The sequence below is a fragment of the Streptomyces sp. NPDC097619 genome, assembly GCF_040302735.1.
Classification (GTDB): Bacteria; Actinomycetota; Actinomycetes; order Streptomycetales; family Streptomycetaceae; genus Streptomyces.
The window spans coordinates 1-7,467 of record NZ_JBEOSD010000248.1 but is presented as its reverse complement, the minus strand read 5'-3'; the positions used below and the strand labels follow the sequence as shown (position 1 = coordinate 7,467).

Here is a 7,467-nt window from a genome sequence, read left to right as displayed (position 1 = left end):
GGCTGGATTCGAGCCCCGCCGGCGTTTGAGGCGGTCTTATGGGGGCCGGGGCGGAGCCACGGTTTCGGGAAGGTGCGGGGTGGGGGAAAGGCCCCGCGCGGCGGACCACGAGGGACCGCGGCGCCGACCTTCACGCGGCCCGCAGAGCCGCCACCACGCCCACGGGATCATCCGCGTGGAAGCGCACCACCCTCGCCTCCCCTCCCCCGCCCAACGGCCGCACGAACCCGAGCACCCCGTCCAGCTCCACCGTCACCGTGGTCTGACCACCCACGATCACGTCGAGCGTGCCGTCCTCGGCCAGCGTGAGGAGCCGCCCGTCCGGGTACCGCCGGTCCACCCGCACGGAGGCGATCCGCTCGGCCGGGACGACCAGGTCGAAGAGCGCCCCGTAGCGGATCCGCAGGGAGCCGTCCGCGGCGACCACGTGCGGGCGGGTCACGCAGGCCGCGTGCAGGGCGAGCACCAGCAGCACCCCGTACACGTCGAGAACCAGCACCACCCGGTGCACCGCGGGCCAGGGGATGAGCACGGCCAGGGCGACCGTCTCCACGAGGGAGACGAAGACGAGCCCGTACATCATCGCGGTCTGCGGCCCGGCGTAAGGGGCGGCGTGCTCCCCCGCCCGGACCCCGTGCCGCCGCCGCGCCGCCCACAGCGCCAGGGAGGCCATCGCCAGCAGCTCGTGGCGCAGCAGCCGCCGCACCGGTACGGGGACCACGGCCCGGACGGCCTCCCGCGCGGCCGGACGGCGCCCGGCCCCGGCCCGGCGGGCGGCCCGAAACAGCCCGCCCCACACCCACGCCTCCAGCGCGAGCACGGCCAGGACCACCACCTCCGCGACCAGGAGCACCGCCGGGGGCGGCCGGACCCCGGCCACGAGCAGGGCCACGAGCACCAGTTCGGCGGGGACCGCCACCAGCACGGCCCGCCGCGCCCACCGCAACCGCCCCGCCCGGCCCACCCCCACTCCCACTCCCACTCCCGTCTCCGTCTCCGTCACGGCGTCCGTCCCCTCTCCATGAAGGCCGTCATCACCCGGCGGACCACCTCGGCCTGCGCGGGGGCGAACTCGGCGAGCAGGGCCTCCCGGAAGCCCGCCGGTTCCGCGGTCGGGGGCGCGTCGGCCCCGGCGGCCCGGACCGCCTCGAACACCTCCTCGGGCACGGCGGCCACCAGGTCCTCGGCGAGCGGGCCGATCCTCGGGTCGTCGGGGTCGGCTCCGGCGAGGGCGTCGAGGCGGGCGTAGAGCGCGAGCACCGCCGGATCCTCGGCCAGCGGGCCGAGGACGGCGTACAGCCGCTCCCCGCCGTGCCCGGTGGCGTCCAACAGGGCCAGGTGTTCCCGGTCCAGGGCGGCGGCGGGGGAATCGCTCGCCGGCGCGCGGGCCAGCAGGGCGGCCAGGCCGGGCGAAACGGGTCCGGGCCCACCGGGCTCCGCGAGCAGCGCGGCCAGCCTCCGGCGCCGCTCCCGGATCTCGGCCTCCTGCCGGGCCAGGTCGGCGTCCAGCTCGGCCAGGACCTCGGCGAGCCCGCGTCCCGCGTCCTCGGCGAGCACGTCCTTCACCTCGTCCAGCCCGAGCCCCAGCTCGGTCAAGCGCCGCACGCGCGCGAGCAGGACGGCGTCGCGCACGGTGTACTGCCGGTACCCGTTGGCCCGCCGCTCCGGCTCCGGCAACAGCCCGACCTGGTGGTAGTGCCGCACCGCCCGGGTGGTGACCCCGACGAGCCCGGCGATCTCTCCGATCCGCATGCACCCAGTAGAAACCCTGCCGCAGCGTCAAGGTCAACCCACGACCGGAGGGGCCGGGACCCGGAGCGTCCGGGGCCGAGCCAGGGGCATGCGGGGCCCGGAAACGCGGAACCGCCCTCCGGCCTGGTGCGGCGGGGGCGGTGGAGCGGCAGACGAGTCGGGCTGTACGCCGGGTTCTGTCGCCCGGAGACCTCGCGGTCGCCGGGGAGACGGCCATCCATCTAGGACCGGCGTTGCCGCCGGCCTCGTGCGGTCTACCCGCGGACTCGGGCGGGCAGCCCTCGATCGTCCGCGCAGGGCGGCCGTCCGAAGACGACCACCCCTCTTGACCTTGCTCCGGGTGGGGTTTACCTAGCCGCCTGAGTCACCTCAGGCGCTGGTGGTCTCTTACACCACCGTTTCACCCTTACCGGGTCCTGTACGGGTACAGGTCCCGGCGGTCTGTTCTCTGTGGCACTGTCCCGCGGGTCACCCCGGGTGGGCGTTACCCACCACCCTGCCCTGTGGAGCCCGGACGTTCCTCGGCGGGATCCGAGGATCCCGACGCGGCCGTCCGCCCGGCTCGTCTGCCGTGGTGACCATGCTACCGGCTGGCGGACCGGGCCCCGCGCCACCGGCCCGCGTCCCCGCCGACGCCCCCTCGGGCGGGGCCGCGGCGAGGGTCAGCGCAGGTGGGAGGTGTCGTTGAAGAGGCGGACGGAGGCGTTGCCGTCGGCGTAGTACGCCACCGCGGACAGGGAGGCCGCCGAGAGCTCCATCCGGAACAGGGACTCCGGGGGCGCCCCCAGGGCCAGTCGCACCAGGGTCTTGACCGGGGTGACGTGCGAGACGAGGAGCACGGTGCGTCCCCGGTGGGCGGCCAGCAGCCGGTCCCGGGCCGCCGCCACGCGCACGGCCACCGCGGCGAAGCTCTCGCCGCCGCCGGTGGGGGCGGCGTCCGGGGAGGCCAGCCAGGCGTCGAGGTCGGCCGGGTACCGGTCACGGACCTCCGCGAAGCTCAGCCCCTCCCAGGCCCCGAAGTCGGTCTCCCGCAGTTCCTCGTCCACCGTGACGGGCAGCCCGAGCCGGTCGGCGACGGCCTGCGCGGTCTGGCGGCAGCGCAGCAGCGGGGAGCTGACCACGGCCTCGACCGTGCCGCGGGCGGCGAGCGCACGGGCCGCCCCCTCGGCCTGCCGGAGACCGACCGGGGAGAGCTCCGGGTCGGTGCCCCCGCTGCCGGAGAAGCGCTTCTGCGGGGTGAGGGCGGTCTCGCCGTGCCGGAGCAGCACGAAGGTGGCGGGGGTGCCCAGGTCCGGCCCGGACCAGCCCGGCGCGGCGACCACGGGCACCTCCACCTCTTCCGGTCCCCCGGCGGCCACCGGGGCGACCGGAGCCGGTGCCGGGTCCGCGTCGAAGAGCGTGGGCGGGTCCACGGGCGCGCCCGGGGCCGGGGCCGGCGCGGTCCGGGTGGCGCGGGCGGCGGAGAGGGCGGCGCGGGCGGCCGAGGCGCCCGCCGCCGCGTCCCCGGGGGGACCGGAGGGCGGCGGGACGGCCAGGGAGCGGGCGGCGGAGGCGTCGAGGGCGGCCGTGGAGGCGCTCGGGGACCACTGCTCCCCGCGCTTCCCGGCGTCCATGGCCTCGTTGGCGAGCCGGTCCGCGTGCTTGTTCCGCTCGCGGGGGATCCACTCGTACCGCACCCGGCCGCCGGGCAGGATGCGGGCCGCCTCGGCGGCGAGCGGCTTCATGTCCGGGTGCTTGATCTTCCAACGGCCGGACATCTGCTCGACGACCAGCTTGGAGTCCATGCGGACCAGCACCTCGGCGTCGGGGGCGAGCTCGCGGACGGCCGCGAGTCCGGCGATGAGGCCCTTGTACTCGGCGACGTTGTTCGTGGCGACGCCGATGAACTCCGCCCGCTCGGCCAGGGTCTCGCCGCTGTCGGGGTCCAGGACCACCGCGCCGTAGCCCGCGGGCCCCGGGTTGCCCCGGGACCCGCCGTCGGCCTCGACGACGAGACGCACCGCTCCCGCCCCCTGCCGCATCAGATGCCCGAGTCGGCCGTACGGACCAGGATGCGGCCGCAGTTCTCGTGACGGACGACCTGGTTCGCGGCGGCCGCCTTGACCTCGTTGACCTCGGCCACGTCCAGCTCCAGCTGGCAGCCCAGGCAACGGCGCTGGTACAGCTTGGCCGCGCCCACGCCGTTCTGCTTGAGGCGGATCTTCTCGTACAGGGCGACGAGGTCGGCCGGGACCGAGCCGACCACGATCTCGCGGTCCTTCTCTGCCTTGGCGGTCTCGGCGTCGAGCTCGCCGGTGGCGGCGTCACGGCGGGTGGTGGCGTCGTCCGTCTTGGCCTGGAGGGAGGAGACCCGCTCGGTGAGCTCGGCCACCCGCTCCTGGGCGGCCTCACGACGCTCCATGACCTCCAGGACCACGTCCTCCAGGTCGCCCTGGCGCTTGGCGAGGGAGACGATCTCGCGCTGGAGGTTCTCCAGGTCCTTCGGAGAGGTCACGGCGCCGGAGTCCAGGCGCTGCTGGTCGCGGACCGCGCGCTGGCGGACCTGGTCGACGTCCTGCTCCGCCTTGGTCTGCTCGCGCTGGGTGTCGCTCTCCTGCGTCTGCGCGGCGACGAGCAGGTCCCGCTGCTGGGCGAGGTCCTTGGTGAGGGAGTCGAGCTCGGCGTGCTCGGGCAGCGACCTGCGCTTGTGGGCGAGCTGCGACAGCCGCACGTCCAGGGCCTGGACGTCGAGAAGTCGGATCTGGTCGGCGGGCTCGGCGTTCAGTTGGGGGCTCCAGAGATAGAAGAAGGGGACGGAGGAGTGTGGTCCGTGGAGGGCGCGTGGGCCGTCCACGGGTCGGTGACCGCTCGGGACACGTGGGTGCGCAGGCCCCAGCCGTGCCGGTCGGACACCGCGTCGAGTTGGGCGGCCGCCTGCTCGCACCAGGGCCACTCGGTGGCCCAGTGGGCGGCGTCGAGGAGGGCCAGGGGGCTCGTCTCGCGGGCCTCGGAGGCCGGGTGGTGGCGCAGGTCGGCGGTGAGGAAAGCGTCCACGCCGGCGGCCCGGACGCGGTCGAAGAGGCTGTCTCCGGAGCCGCCGCTGACGGCGACGGTGCGGATCGGCTGCTCGGGATCGCCGGCGACCCGGATGCCCTGGGCGGTGCGCGGCAACCGGGCGGCGGCCCGGGCGGCGAACTCGCGGAGGGTCTCGGGGTGGTCCAGTTCGCACAGCCGGCCGAGACCGCGACGCCCTTCCGGGTCGGTGGGGTCGGGCACGAGCGGGCCGGTGATCCGCAGGTCCAGGGCGCCGGCGAGGGCGTCGGAGACCCCGGGGTCGGCGGTGTCGGCGTTCGTGTGCGCCACGTGCAGGGCGATGTCGTTCCTGATCAGGGTGTGCACCACGCGGCCCTTGAAGGTGGAGGCCGCGACGGTGGTGGTGCCCCGCAGGTACAGGGGATGGTGGGTGACGACCAGGTCGGCGCCCAGTTCCACCGCCTCGTCGACGATCTCCTGGACCGGGTCCACGGCGAACAGCACCCGGGACACCTCGGCGTCGGGATCTCCGCAGACGGTGCCGACGGCGTCCCACTGCTCGGCCCGCGCGGGGGGCCACAGGGCGTCGAGGGCGGCGATGACTTCAGACAGACGGGGCACGGAGCCAAGGCTACCGTCCGTACCGCCGTCGGCCCCTCCCGCCCGGGGGCGGACCGACCGTGACGGGAGGGCCGGGAGCGGCGGCCGGGACGGCGGAGACCTCCGTCGGAGCACAGTCGTCGCCGTGGTCACAGCCGAATCGCCGGGCGGCCACCCTTATGTGTGAAGGCGGGTGACTCGTGTTGTCGGCCCGGACGTCCGAAAACTAGCTTCCTCGCCGGAGGTGACGCACGGATGACCACCTGTGCCATCGAACCCGGAGGGACCGCCGCTCCGGCCGGCCCCGCTCCCCGGCCCGAGGGGCCGGAAGAGCCCGCGGGGCCGCGGGATCCGGCGGGGCCGGAGGGACGACCGGAGGGACGATCGGACGGCTCCGCCCCCGACGCCGCGGGCGCCGGGGAGTCCCCCGCCCCCGAGACGGGTGCGGTCGCGGCCGAAGGCTCCCGGACCGCCCCGGGCCCGCCCGCCGTGGACGGCGACGCCGAGGCCGAGGCCGACGGCCAAGCCGGGCCCGAGGGCGAGGGCGGGCCGGTCGCGCCGGGCGCCGGCATCGAGGGAGCCGCGGTGCCCGCCGCCGTGCCCGCTCCGCCGCCGCTGCCGCCCGTGCCCGCTCCCGGTCCGGAGTTCACCGGCTTCGCCCTCGCCGCGGACGGCTCCTACGCGGCCCGGCTCGCCGGGGAGGGCGAGGCCCGCTACCCGGAGCGGTGGACCCTGGACGGTCCCGAGCCCTATGCCGTACCGCTCCCCATGGAGCAGCCCGAGGAGGCGGACAGCGAACTGCTGGCCCTGGCCGACGGACGGGTGCTGATCCACCGCCGGGTCGCCGGCCGCCACCTCTTCGCCCTGCTCTACCCCAGCGGAGCGGCCGGCGGGCCCCGCACCGGCGAGCTGGCCCTCGGCGGCATCGAGGCGGCCGGGCTGTCCCGGGTCCGACTGCTGCCGCCCGCTCCCGACGGCCGGAGCTCCTACGCCCTGGCCGTGGGCCGCGACAGCACCGAGATCTGGTGCCTCACCGGGGAGGCCGCCGCCGACGGGCCGCGCCGGCTGACCGCGGTCCCCGGGGACTGCGCGGGCGGGATCTGGCTGGACCGGGCCGGTCGGACACTGGCCCTGGACCGCACCGACCGGCAGGGCGACGGCCGGACCCGGACCGTGGCCGTGGACCTGGCCGGGGAGGCGGAGACCGCCCCGCTGCTCCAGATCGGCGAGGACAGCGAGGACCGGCTGCTGCTCGCCGACCCCGACAGCGGGCTCCTGCTGATCCGCTCCGACGCCCCCGGTGAACCGCGCCTGGGCTGGGGGGTGCTGGGCAGCCCCCGCCCCGTCCGCTTCCCGGAGTGCCTGCGCCCGGTGGGGGCCGACGCCGTGCCCTTCGCGGTGCAGCCGGGTCAGGTCCTGATGCCGGAGGGCTGCGCGGTGGCGATGCGGCTGGGGGACGGCGGGGTGGGGCTGTGGCGGCCGGTGGACAAGCACCTGTTCCGGCTGGGCGCCCCGGCGGGCTGGCTGGGCGGGACGGGGTTGTGGACCCGGGAGGGGGTGCTGAGGCTGCCGTACGCGCTGCCCGGCGCGGCCTGCGGGGTGGTGCGGCTGACGGTTCCGCAGGTCCCGCCGGAGGTGCGGGTGGCCGCCGTCGCGGCCGCCACCCGGCCGGTTCCCCTCCAGCAGGCGCCGCTTGCCGGACGGTGACACCCCGCTTCCGTCCGACTCCAACGGGTGTGATGGGATGACCGGCCGGGGGACCGTCCGGCCGCTGGAGGACCGGGCGGGCACGAGCCGAGAACGAGGATGACGTCCCATCATGTCCGACACGGGAACCAGAACCGCGCAGTCCACGGCCGAGCTGACGGCGGCGGGGGGCCGCCACCGCGGGGCCGCCGCCACCGAGCAGGAGAGCGCCCCGCCGCAGGGCCGCCACCGGCGGCCCGCCGAGGAGGAAGCCGCGACCGCCTCCTGACCGGGCGGACCGCGACGCACGACGAGGGGCGCCCCGGCCGGCGGCCGGGGCGCCCCGCCGGGCTTCCCGGGCGCCGCCCGGGGGCCGGGTCACGCGGGGCGCCGGGCCAGGACCGCGGGGGCGGCGAA

The 7,467-nt window shown here is 76.6% G+C and carries 7 protein-coding genes and 1 other RNA gene; 2 read left to right on the top strand and 6 right to left on the bottom strand.

Annotation, left to right across the window (positions count from 1 at the left end; translation table 11 throughout):
• Window positions 1-130: 130 nt before the first annotated feature.
• The 6 genes from ABTZ17_RS35360 to ABTZ17_RS35335 form a co-directional block, all read right to left on the bottom strand.
• Entirely contained in the window at window positions 131-1,003 is an 873-nt protein-coding gene (locus ABTZ17_RS35360) for a hypothetical protein (RefSeq protein ID WP_502994976.1), read from the bottom strand.
• On the bottom strand, window positions 1,000-1,752 hold the full coding sequence (locus tag ABTZ17_RS35355) for a MerR family transcriptional regulator (RefSeq protein ID WP_352199911.1): 753 nt from the start codon (window positions 1,750-1,752) through the stop codon (window positions 1,000-1,002). Before ABTZ17_RS35355 ends, ABTZ17_RS35360 begins: the two co-directional genes overlap by 4 nt.
• A gap of 149 nt (window positions 1,753-1,901) precedes the next feature.
• An RNA gene (gene rnpB / locus ABTZ17_RS35350) (RNase P RNA component class A) lies at window positions 1,902-2,317 on the bottom strand.
• Window positions 2,318-2,414: 97 nt separating this feature from the next.
• Complete coding sequence (locus ABTZ17_RS35345; protein WP_352199910.1) at window positions 2,415-3,773, bottom strand: bifunctional RNase H/acid phosphatase; 1,359 nt, start codon at window positions 3,771-3,773, stop codon at window positions 2,415-2,417.
• The gene (locus tag ABTZ17_RS35340) at window positions 3,773-4,516 is read right to left on the bottom strand and encodes a zinc ribbon domain-containing protein (RefSeq protein WP_352199912.1); all 744 of its coding nucleotides are present in this window, start codon (window positions 4,514-4,516) and stop codon (window positions 3,773-3,775) included. The genes ABTZ17_RS35345 and ABTZ17_RS35340 overlap by 1 nt, the downstream gene beginning before the upstream one ends.
• A complete protein-coding gene (locus tag ABTZ17_RS35335) occupies window positions 4,513-5,385 on the bottom strand; it encodes a Nif3-like dinuclear metal center hexameric protein (RefSeq protein ID WP_352199909.1) in 873 nt (290 codons plus the stop codon). The genes ABTZ17_RS35340 and ABTZ17_RS35335 overlap by 4 nt, the downstream gene beginning before the upstream one ends.
• A gap of 234 nt (window positions 5,386-5,619) precedes the next feature.
• Between ABTZ17_RS35335 and ABTZ17_RS35330 the strand changes: the two genes are divergently transcribed.
• Window positions 5,620-7,071: a hypothetical protein gene (locus tag ABTZ17_RS35330; protein WP_352199908.1), complete on the top strand. Its 1,452-nt coding sequence runs from the start codon at window positions 5,620-5,622 to the stop codon at window positions 7,069-7,071.
• A 112-nt stretch (window positions 7,072-7,183) separates the two neighbouring features.
• Window positions 7,184-7,339, top strand: a complete 156-nt coding sequence (locus tag ABTZ17_RS35325; protein WP_352199907.1) for a hypothetical protein — start codon at window positions 7,184-7,186, stop codon at window positions 7,337-7,339.
• Window positions 7,340-7,467: the final 128 nt, after the last annotated feature.

Bases quoted from the DNA above. Each gene is read 5' to 3' on its own strand.
- ABTZ17_RS35355 (WP_352199911.1), bottom strand. From the start codon at position 1,752: ATGCGGATCGGAGAGATCGCCGGGCTCGTCGGGGTCACCACCCGGGCG.
- ABTZ17_RS35345 (WP_352199910.1), bottom strand. From the start codon at position 3,773: ATGCGGCAGGGGGCGGGAGCGGTGCGTCTCGTCGTCGAGGCCGACGGC.
- ABTZ17_RS35330 (WP_352199908.1), top strand. From the start codon at position 5,620: ATGACCACCTGTGCCATCGAACCCGGAGGGACCGCCGCTCCGGCCGGC.
- ABTZ17_RS35325 (WP_352199907.1), top strand. From the start codon at position 7,184: ATGTCCGACACGGGAACCAGAACCGCGCAGTCCACGGCCGAGCTGACG.